General features: G+C 67.8%; 17 protein-coding genes and 1 tRNA gene. 9 read left to right on the top strand and 9 right to left on the bottom strand.

The window, feature by feature from the left end; translation table 11 throughout:
* Genes F3H57_RS10095 through F3H57_RS10105 form a run of 3 tightly spaced genes read right to left on the bottom strand, consistent with a single transcriptional unit; the run spans position 1 to position 1,509 of the window.
* The gene (locus F3H57_RS10095; RefSeq protein ID WP_149755776.1) at positions 1-726 is read right to left on the bottom strand and encodes a VIT1/CCC1 transporter family protein; all 726 of its coding nucleotides are present in this window, start codon (positions 724-726) and stop codon (positions 1-3) included.
* Entirely contained in the window at positions 723-1,130 is a 408-nt protein-coding gene (locus F3H57_RS10100) for a c-type cytochrome (RefSeq protein WP_188129651.1), read from the bottom strand. Before F3H57_RS10100 ends, F3H57_RS10095 begins: the two co-directional genes overlap by 4 nt.
* A gap of 52 nt (positions 1,131-1,182) precedes the next feature.
* Positions 1,183-1,509 carry a hypothetical protein gene (locus F3H57_RS10105; RefSeq protein WP_149755778.1) on the bottom strand — a complete coding sequence of 109 codons (327 nt, stop codon included), beginning with the start codon at positions 1,507-1,509 and terminating at the stop codon, positions 1,183-1,185.
* 135 nt (positions 1,510-1,644) lie between these two features.
* Here F3H57_RS10105 and F3H57_RS10110 point away from each other — a divergent pair, with 135 nt between their 5' ends.
* Positions 1,645-3,153 (top strand): bifunctional aminoglycoside phosphotransferase/ATP-binding protein, encoded by a 1,509-nt coding sequence (locus F3H57_RS10110; RefSeq protein WP_149755779.1) that lies wholly within the window; start codon positions 1,645-1,647, stop codon positions 3,151-3,153.
* A 99-nt stretch (positions 3,154-3,252) separates the two neighbouring features.
* Positions 3,253-3,681 (top strand): c-type cytochrome, encoded by a 429-nt coding sequence (locus tag F3H57_RS10115; protein WP_149755780.1) that lies wholly within the window; start codon positions 3,253-3,255, stop codon positions 3,679-3,681.
* A 209-nt stretch (positions 3,682-3,890) separates the two neighbouring features.
* On the opposite strand, the gene F3H57_RS10120 is transcribed toward F3H57_RS10115, so the two are convergent.
* Positions 3,891-7,544 carry a vitamin B12-dependent ribonucleotide reductase gene (locus F3H57_RS10120; protein ID WP_149755781.1) on the bottom strand — a complete coding sequence of 1,218 codons (3,654 nt, stop codon included), beginning with the start codon at positions 7,542-7,544 and terminating at the stop codon, positions 3,891-3,893.
* A 440-nt stretch (positions 7,545-7,984) separates the two neighbouring features.
* Positions 7,985-8,149, bottom strand: coding sequence for a hypothetical protein (locus F3H57_RS22190; RefSeq protein WP_188129652.1), 165 nt, complete (start codon positions 8,147-8,149; stop codon positions 7,985-7,987).
* A gap of 169 nt (positions 8,150-8,318) precedes the next feature.
* Between F3H57_RS22190 and F3H57_RS10125 the strand changes: the two genes are divergently transcribed.
* Positions 8,319-8,933 (top strand): hypothetical protein, encoded by a 615-nt coding sequence (locus F3H57_RS10125; protein ID WP_149755782.1) that lies wholly within the window; start codon positions 8,319-8,321, stop codon positions 8,931-8,933.
* Positions 8,934-8,968: 35 nt separating this feature from the next.
* On the opposite strand, the gene F3H57_RS10130 is transcribed toward F3H57_RS10125, so the two are convergent.
* The 4 genes from F3H57_RS10130 to pdxH all read right to left on the bottom strand — a co-directional run bounded on the left by F3H57_RS10130 (position 8,969) and on the right by pdxH (position 10,894).
* Positions 8,969-9,045, bottom strand: a tRNA-Pro gene (locus tag F3H57_RS10130).
* A 45-nt stretch (positions 9,046-9,090) separates the two neighbouring features.
* Positions 9,091-9,585 (bottom strand): DUF192 domain-containing protein, encoded by a 495-nt coding sequence (locus F3H57_RS10135; protein ID WP_149755783.1) that lies wholly within the window; start codon positions 9,583-9,585, stop codon positions 9,091-9,093.
* Positions 9,555-10,058, bottom strand: coding sequence for a cold-shock protein (locus F3H57_RS10140; protein WP_223163034.1), 504 nt, complete (start codon positions 10,056-10,058; stop codon positions 9,555-9,557). The genes F3H57_RS10135 and F3H57_RS10140 overlap by 31 nt, the downstream gene beginning before the upstream one ends.
* A gap of 161 nt (positions 10,059-10,219) precedes the next feature.
* Positions 10,220-10,894, bottom strand: a complete 675-nt coding sequence (gene pdxH, locus F3H57_RS10145) for a pyridoxamine 5'-phosphate oxidase (protein WP_262504506.1) — start codon at positions 10,892-10,894, stop codon at positions 10,220-10,222.
* Between the two features lie 27 nt (positions 10,895-10,921).
* Here pdxH and fabI point away from each other — a divergent pair, with 27 nt between their 5' ends.
* The 6 genes from fabI (at position 10,922) to F3H57_RS10170 (ending at position 16,039) form a co-directional block, all read left to right on the top strand.
* Entirely contained in the window at positions 10,922-11,728 is an 807-nt protein-coding gene (gene fabI / locus F3H57_RS10150; RefSeq protein WP_149755785.1) for an enoyl-ACP reductase FabI, read from the top strand.
* Positions 11,729-11,737: 9 nt separating this feature from the next.
* Positions 11,738-12,160 carry a LysE family transporter gene (locus F3H57_RS10155; RefSeq protein WP_223163035.1) on the top strand — a complete coding sequence of 141 codons (423 nt, stop codon included), beginning with the start codon at positions 11,738-11,740 and terminating at the stop codon, positions 12,158-12,160.
* 15 nt (positions 12,161-12,175) lie between these two features.
* Positions 12,176-12,340, top strand: coding sequence for a hypothetical protein (locus F3H57_RS22520; RefSeq protein ID WP_223163036.1), 165 nt, complete (start codon positions 12,176-12,178; stop codon positions 12,338-12,340).
* 5 nt (positions 12,341-12,345) lie between these two features.
* Positions 12,346-12,849 carry a xanthine phosphoribosyltransferase gene (gene gpt, locus F3H57_RS10160; protein ID WP_149755786.1) on the top strand — a complete coding sequence of 168 codons (504 nt, stop codon included), beginning with the start codon at positions 12,346-12,348 and terminating at the stop codon, positions 12,847-12,849.
* A gap of 96 nt (positions 12,850-12,945) precedes the next feature.
* Positions 12,946-14,148, top strand: coding sequence for an aminotransferase (locus tag F3H57_RS10165; RefSeq protein ID WP_149755787.1), 1,203 nt, complete (start codon positions 12,946-12,948; stop codon positions 14,146-14,148).
* A gap of 43 nt (positions 14,149-14,191) precedes the next feature.
* Positions 14,192-16,039, top strand: a complete 1,848-nt coding sequence (locus F3H57_RS10170; RefSeq protein WP_149755788.1) for a peptidyl-prolyl cis-trans isomerase — start codon at positions 14,192-14,194, stop codon at positions 16,037-16,039.
* The last annotated feature ends 49 nt before the right edge of the window (positions 16,040-16,088 follow it).

Here is a 16,088-nt window from a genome sequence, read left to right on the forward strand (position 1 = left end):
TCAGCCGCCGCCCAAGCCGGCCAGGGCGACGCCGACACCGTAGGCGACCGACGCCGCGATGGCGCCGATCAGCGCCGTCTCGGCCCCCGAGCGCCACCAGGGCCGCAGCGACCAGCGGCTCCTGAGCGCACCGATCAGGAAGAACGCCAGACCCGTCGCCACGATCGCGGCCGAGAAGGGATCGCCGACGCCGATCACGAACGGCATGAGCGGGACCGACCCGGCGGAGACGAAGGCGGCGAAGGTCACCGACGCGGCCCCGGCCGCGCGCGGCTCCGACAGGCTCTTGCCGTATTCGTCGGTCAGCATCAGGTCGATCCAGGCCTCGCGCCGCGCCGCGATGGCAGCGACGGCCTCCTCAAGAACATGGCCCTGCAACCCCTTGGCGGCGAGGATCTGGCGCAACTCCTCGCGCTCGCCCTCGGGGGCGAGCCTGATATGCCGCGCCTCGACCTCGCGCAGGCGCGAGAGGTCCTCGGCCTCCGCGCGGCGGGCGCTGAAATTGCCGAGCGCCATGGACACCCCGTCGGCCAGGAGATTGGCGACCCCGAGGATCAGCACAACCGACACCGGCAGCCCGGCGCCCTGAACGCCGGCCACGATGGCGAAGGTGGTCACCGCGCCGTCGATGGCGCCGTAGACCGCATCGCCCAGGTGGCCGGGCCGGCGGGCCTCTGCCAGGCGTTCGGAGACTTCCGCGGGCGCGTGGCCGTGTTCGAGCCTCACTCGCTCACCTGGATGGTCTCGATCCAGACCGTGAGGTCGGCGACCGAGGTCTCGGTCAGAACGGCCTCGCCGGTCTCGGTGTTGCCAAGCGCCACCTCGAGATCGAAAAGCGGCCCGAAGACCGGCATGATCACGCCGTGGCCGCGCACGTCGTCGCGTCCGTCGATATGGCGCATCACCTGCTCCTCCGGAAAGGATCCGCCGGCCCGCGCGGCGATGCGCGTCAGGTCCGCCGGCCGCACCGACAGCAGGTCGGCGAAATCACCGTCACCCGTGCCTCCGGCGCCATGGCAGCTCTGGCAGAAGACGGAATAGACCGCTTGTCCGGTGGCGGGCGAGGGGCCGACCTCCTGTGCCATGGAGGGGCCGGCCAGAATCGCGGCGAGGGCGAGAGCGATGCGCATGCTATGCCTCCTTGGGTCGCATGAGGTAGGGTCGGCGGGCGCTGCCGCGACGTCATTCATCGATCAGAACCGCGGCCCCCGGGATGTCGTGGACCCGGCGGATCATGCAGCCGGCCTCCCTGCGGTAATCCTCCACCGCGACGTGGCCGTGACGCAGCAGGACGACCTGCGCATCAATCGGGTTTCCGGCACGCAGCAGCGCGTGCATCGTGTCGGCACAGGCGTTCATCCGCCGCGCCGCGAAGCTCCACGCCTCCACGCCGATGTCCATCCATGCCTTCGCGAGGCGCAGTCCGGGCAGTGAATCCGGCGGAGTGGTCGGGCCCCTGTCTGCACGGGTCACGGCCCCTCGCAGGGGCGCTTGCGTCAAGTCGTTCATGGCGTCCTCCTCTTTCGGATGCGCGGGATGCGCGAGGCGGAGTCTGACCGCCGGCACGGCGCGTTGCATTGACCAGGGTCAAAGACGGCACCTACATCCCAAGTTAAGATCGGCACCGGCACGAAGGAGGCGGGCATGACGGATCGGCAGGACGAGGTGGTCGCATTCCTCTCGGACCCCGCAACGCACGACGGCGCAGAGGTCGACGTCGTGGAAACGCACGCTGCGCTGGTCTTCCTTGCGGGCGACCGGGCGCTGAAGATGAAGCGCGCGGTGCAATACGACTACCTAGACTTCAGCGACCTCGGTACCCGCCGCGAGATGCTGGAGCGGGAGCTGGAGCTCAACGCCCCCGGCGCACCGGAGATCTACCGCGAGGTGATCGCTGTGACCGACACCGCGGACGGGCTGGCGCTCGGCGGCGACGGTGCGGCGGTGGAATGGGTGCTCTCGATGAGCCGCTTCGACACCGAGAACGAACTGTCGCGCGTGGCCGAGCGCGGCGCCCTCGACACCCGGCTCGCCTTCGACCTGGGCCGGTCGGTGGCGCAGATGCACGCGCGCGCGCCGCTCCGGCAGGAGGACGGCGCGACGCTCGTGGACGAAATCGTGGAGGAACTCGCGCAGGCCTTCGCGACGATGGAGGACGCGCTCGGCGCGGAGTCGTCGGAGGCACTGACGGGCGCTCTGCGAAACGCGGCGTCGGGCGCGGCGGAGCAACTGTCGCAGCGCAGCACGGACGGTCACGTCCGGCGCTGCCACGGCGATCTGCACCTGCACAACCTCGTTCTGATCGACGGCCGCCCGGTGCCGTTCGACGCGCTGGAATTCGACGAACGGCTGGGCACCTGCGACGTGCTCTACGATCTCGCCTTCCTGCTGATGGACCTCCGCCACCGCGGATTGACGCAGGAGGCGAGCGTCACCCTCTCCGCCTGGGCCTCGGCGATGGAAGGCGCGGAGGATGACGGTCTCGGCGCCCTGCCCCTCTTCGTCGCCATGCGCGCGGCGATCCGGGCGATGGTGCTGATCCAGACCGACCGTGCCTCGGCGCACGAAGGACGGTCCGACGGCGAGGCCCGCCGCTACGTGCAGGAGGCACGCTCGGCGCTGGCGCCGGCCGAGGCGCGCCTCGTCGCCATCGGCGGCCGCTCGGGCAGCGGCAAGTCGACGATGGCGCGCCACATCGCGCCCGACCTCGGCCCTGTCGGCGCCCTGCACCTGGCCAGCGACGTGGAGCGCAAGACGATGATGGGCGTCGGTCCCTTCGATCCCCTGCCCGAAAGCGCCTATACCGAAGAGAAGAGTGCGCAACTCTACGACCGTCTGCTCGGGCGGGCCGAGGCGGCCTTGGCGAGTGGCATGTCCGCGCTGCTCGACGCGACCTTCCTCGACCCCGCACAGCGGCGCGCGGCGGCCGAACTGGCCGCGCGGAAGGGCGTGCGCTTCGACGGCGTCTGGCTGGGCGCCCCGGAGGCCGAACTGCTGCGCCGCGTCGATGCGCGGCACGGCGACAGCTCGGACGCCGACGCCGCCGTCGTCTCCCGGCAGTCCGAGCCGGACGACCTCGGCCGCGGCTGGAGCCGGATCGACGCCGGCGGCGGGGCCGACACGGTCGCCGCCCGGCTGCGGGCGTTGCTGTAACCGGCGCGCGGCGCGTCGACCTCGGCGGCGCCGCGCGGTAGGCTGCAAGAAAGCGGGCCGCGCCGCGCCCGAAGGCAAGAGACCCAACGGAGCCGGGACATGAGACGATTACTGCTGACCCTTCCCCTCGTCCTGGCCGCATGCGCCCCCGAGACGCCCGCCGCGCCGGAGACGGCCGCCGGTGCCGCGCTTTTCGCCACGCATTGCGCAAGCTGTCACGGGGCGGAGGGCCGCGGCGACGGCCCGGCGGCCGAGGATCTCGGCGCCGTCCCCGCCGACCTCACGCGGATCGCGGCGCGGCGGGACGGGGTCTGGCCGATGCTCGAGGTCATGGCCATCGTCGACGGCTACGCCCGCCGCACCGACGCGCGCCCCGGCATGCCGGTCGTCCCCGAAGTGGCGGAAGGCCCCACGGTCGAATTCGAGACCGGCAACGGCATGGTGCAGCAAACCCCGGCCAACCTCTTGGCCATCGCTCGCTATCTCGAAACCATCCAGGAACCGCAGCCGACGCGCTACGTGCCCTGAGGCGCCGACGGCGCGCCGGCCAAATAGAAGGGCGCCATAGGTGGCGCCCCAATGTCCCGGAATGGGCTAATCGGCCTAACGACTGACGTTCTATGCTTTGGCCCGTCAAGCAGTACGCATCAGCTTCGGCCCCGAACTCTTTGACGTGGCACCATTCCCTTGCAGTCCCGGCCACCCCGCCAAAGGCGCGACAGCCGGGTCCGACGGGATCAGCTACACCCGGACGTGCCGCCGCAAGTATTGCACTTCATGCAGGTGCCGTTGCGCACCAGCGTGTAGTTGCCGCACTCGCCGCAGGGGTCGCCCTCGTAACCCTGCATGCGGGCCTTGGTGCGGGCATCGACCGGCTTCGCGGCGCTGCGGGTGGCGACCGCGACGTCCGAGGCGCTCTCGCCCACCACCGCGGAGAACGCGGCGGAGGGGTCCTGCGGGCCGGCAAATCCGGTGGCCTGACCGCCGCCCTGCAGCACCACCAGTTCCTGCGGCACGCGCTTGCGCAGGTAGCCCGAGGAGCTGATCTGCTTGAGCACCTCGAGCGACCGCGACGCGGTGCTTTCGCTGATCTCCTTGACGTTGGAGACGCCCTCTTCCTCGCCGCGGCCGAGATCGTCGAAGGTCGCGCCCTCGGGCTTGACGTGCGCAAGATCCGTCCGATCGAGGTAGGACACCGCCAGTTCGCGGAAGATGTAATCGAGGATCGAGGTCGCGTTCTTGATGCTGTCGTTGCCCTGCACCATGCCCGCCGGTTCGAACTTGGTGAAGGTGAAGGCATCGACGAATTCCTCGAGCGGCACGCCATATTGCAGGCCAACCGACACCGCGATGGCGAAGTTGTTCATCATCGCCCGGAAGCCCGCACCTTCCTTGTGCATGTCGATGAAGATCTCGCCGAGGTTCCCGTCGGAATACTCGCCCGTGCGCAGGTAGACCTTGTGCCCGCCGACGATGGCCTTCTGGGTGTAGCCCTTGCGACGCTCGGGCATCTTCTCGCGGCCGCGGGCGATCTCCTTGACCACGACCTTCTCGACGATCTTCTCGGCCAGCACCGCCGCCTTCTCGTGGCTGGAGCCGGTCTCCAGCACTTCGGCGGCCTCGTCGTCATCCTCCACCAGCGCCGAGGCCAGCGGCTGCGACAGCTTGGAGCCGTCGCGGTAGAGCGCGTTGGCCTTCGTGCCGAGCGACCAGCTAAGCTCGTAGGCCTTCTGGCAATCCTCGATGGTGGCGTCGTTGGGCATGTTGATCGTCTTGGAGATCGCGCCCGAGATGAAGCTCTGCGCCGCCGCCATCATGTGGATGTGGCTTTCCACCGACAGGTAGCGCTTGCCCTTCTTGCCGCAGGGATTGGCGCAGTCGAAGACGGCGTAGTGCTCTTCCTTCAGGTGCGGCGCACCCTCCAGCGTCATGGTCCCGCAGACATGATCGTTTGCCGCCTCGATATCGCCCTTGGTGAAGCCCAGATGGCGCAGAAGGTCGAAAGCCGGATCCGTCAGCTTCTCGGCGGGAATGCCGAGGACGTTCGTGCAGAACTCCTCGCCCAGCGTCCACTGGTTGAACACGAAGCGGATGTCGAAGGCCGAGGCGAGCGCGTTTTCCACCTTCTCGATCTGCGCCGGGCCGAAGCCGTGACCGATGAGCGCGGTGTGATTGATGCCCGGCGCGTTGCCGAGGGAGCCGTGGCCCACCGCGTAGGAGACGATCTCCTCGATCTGGCTGGACGGGTAGCCGAGCTTTTCCAGCGCCGCGGGCACCGACTGGTTGATGATCTTGAAGTAACCGCCGCCGGCCAGCTTCTTGAACTTCACCAGCGCGAAGTCGGGCTCGATCCCGGTGGTGTCGCAATCCATCACCAGGCCGATCGTGCCGGTGGGCGCGATCACCGTCGCCTGCGCGTTGCGGTAGCCATGCGCCTCGCCGAGGCGCAACGCCTCGTCCCAGGCCGACTTCGCCATGTCGACAAGCTGCGCGTCGGGGCAATTGCCCTGATCGAGCGCCACCGGTCTGACCGCGAGATTCTCGTAGCCCTCGGTCTCACCATAGGCCGCGGTGCGGTGGTTGCGGATCACGCGCAGCATGTGCTCGCGGTTGCGCTCGTAGCCGGCGAACGGCCCGAGCTCTCCGGCGATCTCGGCCGAGGTGGCGTATGAGACGCCGGTCATGATCGCTGTCAGCGCCCCGCAGAGGGCGCGGCCCTCGTCGCTGTCATAGGAATACCCCATGTTCATCAGCAGTCCGCCGATATTGGCGTAGCCGAGGCCCAGGGTGCGGAAATCGTAGGACAGCTGCGCAATCTCCTTCGACGGGAACTGCGCCATGGTGACCGAGATCTCGAGCGTCAGAGTCCAGAGCCGCGTGGCGTGGACATAGGCCTCCGCATCGAACTTGCCGTCCTTGTAGAAGGTCAGCAGGTTCATCGAGGCGAGGTTGCACGCCGTGTCGTCGAGGAACATGTACTCCGAGCACGGGTTCGAGCCGCGGATCTCGCCGTCTTCCGGGCAGGTGTGCCATGCGTTCACGGTGTCGTGAAACTGGATGCCGGGATCGGCGCAGGCCCAGGCGGCGTGGCCCACCTGCTCCCACAGGTCGCGCGCCTTGATTGTCTTGGCGACGCTGCCGTCGGTGCGGCGGATCAACTCCCAGTCGGCATCGTCCTTCACGGCCTTCAGGAAGGCATCGGTGACGCGGATGGAGTTGTTGGAGTTCTGGCCCGAAACGGACGCATAGGCCTCGCTGTCCCAGTCGGTGTTGTAGGTCGGAAACTCGATCGAGGCGTAGCCCTGCCGCGCGTAGTCGAGCACGCGCTTGACGTAGGTCTCGGGAATGTGGGCCTTCTTGGCGGTCCGCAGCGCGGATTTCAGCGCGTCGTTCTTCGCCGGGTCGTGGGCGTCGTCCTCGGCGCCGTCCCAGGTGCGGATCGCGGCGAAGAGCGCGTTCAGCATCTCTTCGTGCATCTTGGAGCCGGCGACGATCGACGCAACCTTCTGCTCCTCGCGGACCTTCCAGTTGATGAAGTCCTCGATGTCCGGGTGATCGGCGTCGCAGATCACCATCTTCGCGGCGCGGCGCGTGGTACCGCCCGACTTGATCGCGCCCGCGGCCCGATCGCCGATCTTGAGGAAGCCCATCAGGCCCGAGCTGCGGCCCCCGCCCGACAGGGCTTCCCCTTCGGCACGAAGGGAGGAGAAGTTCGTGCCGGTTCCGGATCCGTACTTGAACAGGCGCGCCTCGCGCACCCACAGATCCATGATACCGCCATCGTTCACGAGATCATCGCCGACCGACTGGATAAAGCACGCATGGGGCTGCGGATGCTCGTAGGCCGACTTCGATTTGGTCAGTTTGCCCGTCTTGTAATCGACATAGTAATGACCCTGCCCCGGCCCGTCGATGCCATAGGCCCAGTGCAGACCGGTGTTGAACCATTGCGGCGAGTTCGGCGCGGCGGTCTGCGACGCCAGCATGTGCCGCATCTCGTCGTAATAGGCGCGCGCGTCCTCTTCGGTGGTGAAGTAGCCGCCTTTCCAGCCCCAATAGGCCCAGGCGCCGGCGAGACGATCGAAGACCTGCTTGGCAGAGGTCTCTCCGGTCGTCTCGGTGTCCTTGGCAGCCGGGGCGGAGCGCCACAGGAATTCGGGGACGTCGGTTTCGGCGACGCGCTTGAGGTCGGTGGGCACACCGGCCTTGCGGAAATACTTCTGCGCGATGACATCAGAGGCGACCTGGCTCCACGACGCGGGCACTTCGACCTCGTCGAGGCGGAAGACGATGGTGCCGTCGGGATTGCGGATCTCCGACGCAGTGGTGACGAAATCGATGTCCGCATACGCGTCTTCGCCGGCCCGCGTGTAGTGTCGTTCGATCTTCATTGTCCGTGCCCCATTCCAGATCTTGTGTCGTGTCGGTCCTGCCTCAGACCCGGGCACACGGCTTTCCTGCCGCCCCTCTTGCATGGCGGCGCCCCCTTTCGGCGGTGGCTGAGGATCGCTGTGTGTCCCGGCCCCCGGCCTACCATATGTTGTAGGCACTCGGGTCGGCCTGCACAAACTGACCCGACTCGGGGGGGTAAGTCAAAGGGATTTTCACCAAATGTAGTGGAGGTATGATGGACCGGCACCACCGCTGGCATTTCGCGAGCAGTTACCCACAAGTCCGCCTCATCCTGCCGCAGTGGAAATGCCGCCTTCCGCACAACTTCTCCACAGAATTGTCAGCCGCTGCCTGCCGTTGCGGCATTGCGCGCGCGCCACACTCCCGCGTCTTTCTTGGGACGACGGCGGCGCCGGAGACGGGCCGAACGGCGAGTCGCTCAGTCGCCTGCCGGACGTCCAAGCTCGGCCGCGACGCGGCGGCGCGCACGGCGAAGCTCCGCCTCGATCGACGGCATTCCCTTGTTCGCCGAATAGCGTTCGAGATCGGTCAGCACCTCGATCATCCAGCGGTGCTCCTTGGGATCAGCCCCGGAACTCTGCATGGCATCCCTCGCCGTCCGGAAGTTTCGACCAGCCACGGAACAACCAAACGATGAGTTTCACGGCTACCCGACCCCACCACCACACCTCGCGCATCTTGCGACACCAGGTGCACGGCACCGGGCCCGACTATATTGTCGGGGTTCGTGAACGTTGGTAGCGTGCCCGCCGATGTCAAACCTTGTCTTCACGCCGGGCGTTGCCGCTCCGCAGCGCACGCTGCTCATCCTCGGGCCGGCCAGGTCGAAGACGTCTTTCCTTGCCGGAATGCTGCATTTTGGCGGAATCCATTTCGATCAATCCACGCCCACGTTCGAGGATCTGCCGCTCAGCGAAGCGATGGAGCGGCACGACACCACGGCCTTCGACGCGATTCTCGAAGACCGCAACCGGCGCGACTCCTGGGGCTGGAAACGGCCGAGCATCGGTGGCTACTGGAATGAAGTGGTGCCGAAGCTGCGCATGCCGCACGCGATCATGCTGACAAGGGATGTCACAGCAATCGCACTGCGCGCCCAGATCGCGCATGCCGGGCAGCCGCGGGTCAGCCTGCCGGAACTGCAGCGCAAAATGCTCGTAAACCTTAACATTCAACGCAACCTTATGAAAAAAGCGGCCGATTCCGGCATCCCGCTGATGTGCGTCTCGGCCGAGAAGATGTCGGCCGCGCCGGTCGAGACGGCACGCGCCTGCGCCGCTTTCTTCCACCACGATCTGGATACCGCGCCGGTCGAAGACTTCATCGCTCAAGGCAACGCCGCATACGAGGATTACGCCCGGGACTGATCCCGCCGCCCCGACGATGCGAACCGGATCGACACTGGTCGGGGCGAGAGGATTCGAACCTCCGACCTACGGTACCCAAAACCGTCGCGCTACCAGGCTGCGCTACGCCCCGAACGGCGCGTGTGTAGCGCCGAGCGGCCGGGTTGAAAAGCCCGGATCAGCCAGCGGAGTCGCTTTCCTCGCACGGCCACGCACCCTCGGCGATCGACGGATGTCGCATTTCGGCACCCGGCGCGATGCCCAGCGTCTCGGCCATGCCGCCATTGACCTCGAGCACGTACTGGATGTCGTCGCCGCCGGGAATGCCGGTCAGGTCGTGCGGCTGCGCGCGGTCATGCACCTTCTGCACCACCCCGCGCGCATCGGCGAAGATCATGTCGAGCGGAATAAGCGTGTTCTTCATCCAGAACGCGACGCTCTGCGGCCGGTCGTAGACGAAAAGCATGCCCTCGAGCCGACCCATCTCCTCCACGTGCATGAGGCCCTGCGCGCGTTCCTCGTTGGTATCCGCCACCTCTGCGCGGAAGGAGACATTTCCGAAATCGCCGCGGATCGAGACACGATCCTCCCGGCACTCGGCCGCGGCCAGCACCGGCAGGATCGCCAGTGCCAGCCCCGGTCCTACGGCGTCTGCAATGCCGCGTATTCCCATGCACTCACCTCGGTCGCCATGCGCCCGCGCTTGCCGTCCACCGCACGGATCGCCAGCGCCTCCCCCGGCTGCAGTTCAGCCAGGCCGGAGCGGCGCAGGACCTCGATGTGGATGAAGACGTCCTCGGACCGGCCGAAGACGTTGGCAAAGCCGAACCCCTTGGCTTTATCGAACCACTTCACTCGCGCCGGTTCAAGCGGCGCGTCGCGCAGCACTTCGGGATCCATCTGTTCGAAATCGGCCAGCGGAACGGTCTGGGCTTCGGTCGGCGGAGCGATCTCGTAGACCTGGACCGCCTGCGCCCCGCGCGGCGTTTCCTGGACCGCGATCTGTACGCGCGCGCCATCGGCTATGGAACTCTGGCCGAAATTCCGCAGCACATTGGCGTGCAGGAGGATGTCGGGGCCGCCGTCGTCGGAGATCACAAAGCCGAAGCCCTTGCTCGGATCGAACCACTTCACCTTGCCTTGCACGTGTTCGAACTCGTTTACACGCTCTTCCCGTATCACACGTCACCTGCCGATAACTGACTCACTCTTGCATGTTAGCATGCACCCCGAATGAACACATTCAAAAGATGACCGCGCCTCAATTATTTGGAATAAGAATTCGGCTATAAAACTATACAGACAGCTCAGGGGTTTAGTCGCTGAACACGCCATGCTTCGGCAGGTTCCCGCCGCGTCCAGGAAAAACGGTCATGCAACCGAAAGGCGCCATCCGCCCAGAACTCGATCTCCGTAGGGATGATTCGAATTCCACCCCAGAACGGCGGGCGCGGCGGGTTCGGTCCCTTCTGCGCGGTGACGGTCGCGACTTTCGCCATCAGCGCCGCGCGGCTCTCCAGCGGCTCGGACTGGGCCGAGGCCCAGGCGCCCAGCCGGCTCTTGAGAGAGCGCGTCGCATAATACGCATCCGCTTGCGGGCCGTCCTCCACCTCGGTCAGCCCGCGCACGCGGATCTGGCGGCGCAGCGACTTCCAGTGCATCACGAAGGCGGCCTTGCCGGCGGCGGCGATCTCGCGCCCCTTGGTGCTGTCGTAATTGGTGTAGAAGACGAAGGCGCCGGCCTCGATTTCCTTCAGCAGCACCATGCGTGCGTTCGGCATACCGGTCTCGTCCACCGTCGCCAGCGCGATGGCGTTGGGATCGTTGATCTCGGTCCCTTCGGCCTCCGCCGCCCAGGCGCGGGCGATCTCGAACGGATCGTCGCCCGCGAAAATTCCAGTGCGTTCGGTCATCTCCGCCTCCTGCCTTCCCCTGGCCGCCCGGCCTTGATGGTCCCGGCCCCATCGCCTAAAGGACGGCAAGACGGCAATGTCGGGTGGAGAGCGTGGATGTCAAACACTCTGATGGCAGGCAAGCGCGGGCTGATCATGGGGCTCGCCAATGACAAGTCCATCGCGTGGGGCATCGCGCGTGCCTGCGCCGATGCGGGGGCGGAGCTTGCCTTCTCCTACCAGGGCGAGGCGCTGAAGAAGCGCGTCGGCCCGCTCGCCGAGAGCCTCGGCAGCGAGATCGTGCTGCCCTGCGATGTGGGCGACGAGGCGTCGATCGACGCTCTCTTCGAACAGCTCAAGAAACATTGGGACAGCTTCGACTTCATCGTCCATGCCATCGGCTATTCGGACAAGTCCGAGCTGCGCGGCCGCTACGTCGATACCTCGCGGACCAATTTCCTGAACTCCATGGACATCTCGGTCTACTCGTTCACCGCGGTCGTCCAGCGCGCGGCGGCGATGATGAACCAAGGCGGATCCTGCCTGACACTGACCTATTACGGCGCCGAGCGCGTCATGCCGCATTACAACGTGATGGGGGTCGCCAAGGCGGCGCTGGAGGCGTCGGTGCGCTACATGGCCGAGGATCTGGGCCGCGACGGCATCCGCGTGAACGCGCTCTCGGCCGGGCCGATCCGCACGCTCGCCGCCTCCGGCATCGGCGATTTCCGCTACATCATGAAGTGGAACGAGTTGAACTCGCCCCTGCGTCGCAACGTGACCACCGACGACGTGGGCAAGTCGGCACTCTACCTGCTGTCCGATCTCGGGTCGGGCGTGACCGGCGAGACTCACCATGTCGACGCGGGCTATCACATCGTCGGCATGAAGGCCCCCGACGCCCCCGACATCGAGAAGGCCTGAGCGGCCGGCATGGACTGGCCGCACCTCCTCGCCTTCAACCTCACGCTCCTCGCCGCGATGGCGAGCCCCGGCCCTGCGCTGCTGCTGGCCTTGCGCACGTCGCTCGTCGCGGGGCCGCGCGCGGGGATCACCACCGGCCTCGGGCTTGGCGCGATGGCGGCGGCGTGGACGGCGGCGGCGCTTCTGGGGCTGCAGGCGATCTTCGCGCTCGTGCCCTGGGCGTACCTCACGCTGAAGATCGCCGGCGCGCTCTACCTTCTCTGGCTCGCCCTGGCGATGTGGCGCGACGCGCGCGCGCCCCTGTCCGAAAAGGGCCGTGTGGCCGCCGCGCCGTTCCGCACCGGACTCCTGGTAAACCTCGCCAATCCCAAGTCGGTGCTGTTCGCCGCCTCGGTCCTCCTGGTGATCTTCCCCGCTGACCTTGCCGCGTAGGAAAAGATGGTGATCGTGGCGAACCATCTCCTGGTGGAATGGACAATCTACGGCGCCTTCGCGCTTCTTCTCTCGACCCGGCCGGCGCGGGACGGGTATCTCGCGCTGAAACCGCTCCTCGACCGCGCCGCCGCCATGGTGCTCGGGGCGCTCGGGCTGAAACTTCTGATCGACAGGTGACCGCGATGGATCGACTGCCGCACGAGAAAGGCTTTCACGTCAGCTGGGACCAGCTTCACCGCGACGCGCGCGCGCTGGCCTGGCGCCTGCAGGGCCACGGCCCGGACGATGGCGGCTGGCGCGCGGTGGTGGCGATCACCCGCGGCGGCATGGCGCCGGCGATGATCGTCTCGCGCGAGCTCGATATCCGCACCGTCGACACGATCTCGGTGAAATCCTACGACCACCAGACACAGGCCGAGCCGAAGGTCATCAAGTCCCCGGACATGGACGTGGTGGGCGACGGCACCGGCATCCTGATCGTCGACGACCTCGTCGACACGGGCCGCACGCTCGAAGTCGTGCGCGCACAGATGCCCAAGGCCCATGTCGCCACCGTCTACGCCAAGCCGCAGGGCAAGCCGCAGGTCGACACCTTCATCACCGAGGTCAGCCAGGACACCTGGATCTTCTTTCCGTGGGACATGGCCCTGCAATACGTCAAACCCTATCACGGCACCGACGACTGACCCTCGTCTCTCGCCTTCTCCGGTTTCATCTGCCCGGAAATATCCCGGGGTCCGGGGCAGCGCCCCGGTCCCGTCCCCTCAACCCCGCGTGACGCCATGACCAGCCGCACCGCCACCACCTTCCGCCCGCCCGTGATGGAGGCCCGCCGCTGGCTCGACGGCGTGAGCCACCCGCCCGGGCGCCCGCTCCTCAACGTCAGCCAGGCCGCGCCGGTCGACCCGCCGCCCGAACCCCTGCGCGCCGCCATGGCCGAGGCGCTGTCGGACCCGGCCACCCATCTCTACGGCCCCGTCCTCGGCCTGCCGGCCCTGCGCGAGGAACTCGCCGCGACATGGGCCCGCCATTACGGCGGCGCGGTCAGCGCGGTCAGCGCGGACGAGATCGCCATTACCGCCGGCTGCAACCAGGCCTTCGCCGCCGTGATCGCGGCCCTCACGACCGAGGGCGACGAGGTCATCCTGCCGACCCCGTGGTACTTCAACCACAAGATGTGGCTCGACATGTCGGGGGTGGCCGCGATCCCGCTCGCCACCGGCGCCGACCTGATCCCCGACGCCGAGGCCGCGCGTGCGCTCATCACCCCGAAGACCCGCGCCATCGCGCTGGTCACGCCAAACAATCCCGGCGGCGTCGAATACCCCGCCGAAACGCTCCGAGCCTTCCGCGATCTCGCCGCGGAACACGACCTGACCCTCATTGTCGACGAGACCTACCGCGACTTCGACAGCCGCCCCGGCGCGCCGCACGATCTGCGCGCCGGCGGCCCCGACCCGCATCTCGTCCAGCTCTATTCCTTCTCCAAGGCCTACCGCCTCACCGGCCACCGCACCGGCGCCATCATAGCGGACCCGACCCTCCTGTCGGAGGTTGAGAAATTCCTCGACACCGTGGCCATCTGCGCCCCGCAGCTCGGGCAGATCGCCGCGCTCTGGGGGCTTCGCAACCTCGGCCAGTGGGTCGCCGGGGAACGGGACGAGATCCTCGCCCGCCGCGCCGCGATCGAGGCGCACATGCCGCAGCTCGCCGCGAAGGGCTGGCGGCTGATGGGGCTCGGCGCCTATTTCGCCTATCTCGAACATCCCTTCGCCGCGCCGTCCGAGGCGCTCGCCCGCGACCTGGTGGCCGAGGCCGGCATCCTCTGCCTGCCCGGCACCATGTTCATGCCCGAAGGCGACCCGGCGGGCGCACGCCAGATCCGCATCGCCTTCGCCAATGTCGACGCGGACCAGATCGCAGAGCTCTTCGCCCGCCTCACCGCGCTCGACCGCCCCCTTGCGAGCGGCGCCGCCCCCGCATAGAGATCGCCCGGATCGACGCGCAGTCCGGCAGGAAGGATACCGCATGGCATTGAAGGCCAAGGGCCTCTCGAAGGCCTTCATCTGGGTGCTGATGGGCCTGCTGTTCCTGGGCCTCATCGGCTTCGGGGCCACCAACCTGTCGGGCAATGTCCGCAGCGTCGGCGCCGTCGGCGACGAGGAGATCGAGGTCGACGCCTATTCCCGCGCGCTGCAGAACCGCGTCGCGCAGATGCAGCAGCAACGCGGCGCGCCGGTCTCTGTCGCCGACTTGCAGGCCGCGGGAATCGACCGGCAGATCCTCGGCCAGCTCGTGACCGAGGCCGCGCTCGACTGGGAAGCCGGCCGCATCGGGCTGTCGGTGGGCGACGAGATCCTCGCCCAGGAGCTGCGCCGCATCGGCGCCTTCCAGGGCCCGGACGGCAATTTCGACCGCGACGCCTACGCCTATGCGCTACAGAACGCCGGCCTCAGCGAATCCGAGTTCGAGGCGGATCTGCGCGCCGAAAGCGCCCGTTCGCTGATGCGCGCGGCCGTCGCCGCCGGCAACCGGATGCCCGACACCTATGTCGACACCATCGTCGCCTACGCCGCCGAGACGCGCGATTTCACCTGGGCGATGCTCGACGAGGACGACCTGCAATCGTCCGTGCCCGAACCCACCGAAGAGGACCTGCAGGCCTATTACGAGGCCAATATCGACAGCTATACGCGCCCCGAGACCAAGCGCATCACCTATGCCTGGCTCACGCCCGACATGCTCGCCGAAACGGTGGAGATCTCCGAAGAGCGGCTGCGCGAGGCCTACGAGGAACGCACGTCCGAATTTGTGCTTCCCGAGCGGCGCATGGTCGAACGGCTGGTCTTCTCCTCCGAGGAGGCCGCCGCCGAGGCCGCGTCCCGCATCGAGTCGGGCGAGATCGACTTCGAAGGACTGGTGGAGGGCCGCGGCCTCGCACTGGCCGATGTCGACCTCGGCGTGGTCACCCGCGACGACCTCGGCGGCGCGGCGGATGCCGTCTTCAACGCCGGCACCGGCGAGGTCGCCGGGCCCGCCCCCGCGCCAACCGGGTCCGCCCTCTACCGCGTGAACGCGCAGCTTGCCGCGCAGGAAACCCCGTTCGAGGAGGCTGTCCCCGCGCTCCGCGACAGCCTCGTCCTCGACGAGGCCCGGCGCGTCATCGAAAGACAGGCCGAGGATCTCGACAACCGCCTCGCCGGCGGCGCCACGCTCGAGGATCTCGCGGCCGAGACCGACATGCAGATCGGAGAGATCGACTGGGCCGGCCAGAACGGCGACGGCATTGCCGCCTATCCCGCCTTCTCCGAAGCGGCCGGCGACATGGTTCCGGGCGACTACCCGCAGATCGAGGAAACCGGCGATGGCGGACTCTTCGCCATCCGCGTGGACGAGGTCCTTCCGGAGGCGCCCCGGCCGTTCGACGAGGTTCGCGACCGCGTGCGCACCGGCTGGACCCGGGCGCGCGTGACCGAGGCGCTGTCGGGCCGCGCCGACACCGTCGCCGACCGCCTGCGGAGCGGCCAGAGCTTCGAGGCCGCCGACCTCGAGCCCCGGACGCTCGAGGCGGTGTCGCGCAGCACCTCGGTCGACGCCCTGCCCTCTGGCGCCGTCACCGATATCTTCGAGCTTGCCGAGGGCGATATCGCGGTCCTGCCAGGCCAGGGCCGCGTCGCCATCGCCCGGCTCGACGCCATCGTGCCCGCGGACATGGACAGTGCCGAAGCGCAGCGCATCGCCGACCGTCTGCGCCAGCAGGCCGCCGGCGACGTCGCGAGCCAGCTCTTCCAGGCGCTCGCAGCCGACATCCAGACCCGCGCAGGCGTCGAGATCGACCAGCAAGCGCTCAACGCGGTCCACTCCCAGATGCAGTAACCCGCACCGGAGGCCTTCGGCCCTCCTTCCCGTACCCCTGCTGCTTCTT

The sequence above is a fragment of the Roseivivax sediminis genome, assembly GCF_900112685.1.
Lineage (GTDB): Bacteria > Pseudomonadota > Alphaproteobacteria > Rhodobacterales > Rhodobacteraceae > Roseivivax > Roseivivax sediminis.